Genomic DNA, 511 nt, shown 5'->3' with positions numbered 1-511 from the left:
TATCGCTGTTGGTGCGGATCTAATTAACGATATCCGTGCGTTACAAGAACCTGGGGCACTTCAAGTTGCGGCTGCATCAAAACTACCTGTTTGCTTAATGCATATGAAGGGGCAACCTAGAACTATGCAGGAAAGCCCTCAGTACGAGAACTTGATGGATGACGTCGCTCAGTTTCTGGAAGAGCGCATAGCTGCTTGTGAAGCCGTAGGTATCAATAAGTCTCAACTTATCCTCGATCCTGGTTTTGGCTTTGGCAAAACCATTGAACACAATTATCATATGCTCGCTCATCTCGAGAAGTTTCATGAGTTCGGTCTGCCTATCTTGGCGGGCATGTCTCGTAAATCAATGATTTTCAAGCTGCTTAATAAGCCCGCAGCAGATTGCACTAACGCCAGTGTCGTTTGTGCCACGATTGCTGCCATGAAAGGCGCGCAGATCATTCGTGTTCATGATTTTGAAGAAACTATTGAAGCAATGAAAATTGTCGAAATGACGCAAAACAATATT

Annotated in this window: 1 protein-coding gene; it reads left to right on the top strand. The window is 44.6% G+C overall.

Annotation, left to right across the window (positions count from 1 at the left end; all coding sequences use genetic code 11):
• On the top strand, nucleotides 1-511 hold a 511-nt coding region (gene folP, locus R7R78_RS29630; protein ID WP_225475030.1), incomplete at both ends, for a dihydropteroate synthase.

It is taken from the genome of Vibrio sp. 2134-1, from assembly GCF_033339495.1.
This window is presented reverse-complemented; position numbering and strand designations above follow the sequence as displayed.